Source organism: Stenotrophomonas sp. 2YAF22, from assembly GCF_052114665.1.
Taxonomy (GTDB): Bacteria; Pseudomonadota; Gammaproteobacteria; order Xanthomonadales; family Xanthomonadaceae; genus Stenotrophomonas; species Stenotrophomonas indicatrix.
The window spans coordinates 1-1,475 of sequence record NZ_JBFRFE010000832.1 but is presented as its reverse complement, the minus strand read 5'-3'; the positions used below and the strand labels follow the sequence as shown (position 1 = coordinate 1,475).

General features: G+C 66.3%; 1 protein-coding gene. It reads left to right on the top strand.

Features of this window, described 5'->3' with window-relative positions; all coding sequences use genetic code 11:
- Positions 1 to 792: cell division protein ZapE (gene zapE / locus AB4Y84_RS21555; protein ID WP_442250916.1), on the top strand; the 792-nt coding region annotated here is incomplete at its 5' end.
- Between the last annotated feature and the right edge of the window lie 683 nt (positions 793 to 1,475).

Genomic DNA, 1,475 nt, shown 5'->3' with positions numbered 1-1,475 from the left:
GTCCACGAGCGCCTGCGCGAGCACCAGGGCCAGAGCGACCCGCTGGCGAAGATCGCCCAGGAATGGCGCAGCAACCTGCGCGTGCTGGTGCTGGACGAATTCTTCGTCACCGACATCGGCGATGCCATGTTGCTGGCGCGCCTGCTGGAGCGGATGTTCGCCGAGGGCGTGACCCTGGTCACCACCTCCAACACGGCGGTGGAAAACCTGTACCTCAACGGCCTGCAGCGCGAGAGCTTCATGCCGGCCATCGGCCTGCTGCAGCGCTACTGCGTGGAGCTGTACGCCGAGGGCACCGAGGATTACCGCATGCGCGCGCTGACCCGCTCGCCGGTGTACCGCGCGCCGCTGGCCGCCGACAGTGACACCTGGCTGGCCACGCGCTGGGGCGAACTGAGCGGCGGCCAACCGGCCAAGGCGGGCAACATCGAGATCGAGAGCCGCAAGATCCCGGTGCGCGCGCGTGGCAAGAGCATTGCCTGGTTCGACTTCGCCGCGCTGTGTGAAGGCCCGCGTGGGCCGTCGGATTACATCGAGATCGCGCACGAGTTCAACACCGTGCTGCTGGGCGGCATTCCGGCCTTCGATCGCCTGAACGAGGATGCCGCGCGCCGCTTCGTCAATCTGATCGACGAACTGTACGACCGCCACGTCAACCTGGTCTGCACCGCCAGCACCTCGCCGGTCGAGCTGTACACCGGTACCCGCCTGCAGGGCGCGTTCGAGCGCACGGCCTCGCGCCTGATCGAAATGCAGAGCGCCGAGTACCTGGGTACCCCGCACCGGGCGTGAGGGATAGTGCCGGCCGCTGGCCGGCATCTGCTCGATGTTTCCAATGGGCATGATGTTGCCGGCCAGCGGCCGGCACTACCTGATGCCGCCCCGTCCACCGGCTGCCCACTGTCTGCCCACCACCTATCCACAGACTTGTCCCTCGCCTGCGTGGTCCTGTCATGTGAAGCTGGCATTGTTCTGCTGGTGGGGTGCTGATTACCGCTACCACGACGCTTTTCGGGCTTGACTGCGCAGCCCGTTCCAGCAGGTCCAAAGCGTCCAAACCGGGCGCCGCTGGCACGATCCTTGCGGCGCAAGGGATTGCCGAATTTCACTACATTTGGCGTTGACGGGCCCCACTACCCCCACTATCTTGTGGCTGTCGGTTGTGGGGACCCCAAGCCGCCGGGTCCATGGAATGGATCGCCGGACCCTCCGGTGATACGCCCTCCATGCCCGCAGCGGCACCGGTCAGCACTGCCAGCGGCAGCCACAGGCGCAGGGTCTCAATCCCTGCGACACCGGTCTGCCACCCTGGGCTGTCATGTCCCGGGCCGCGTCACCCGATGCTCCGAGCCACCATCCATCACGCCAAGAGGACACACGCCGTGACCACCGAGACCAGCGCCACCATCGAGAAGGAAAGCGAATTCCTGTTGACGTCGCCGCCGACGTCCAACGCGATGAGTGTGACCAAGCGC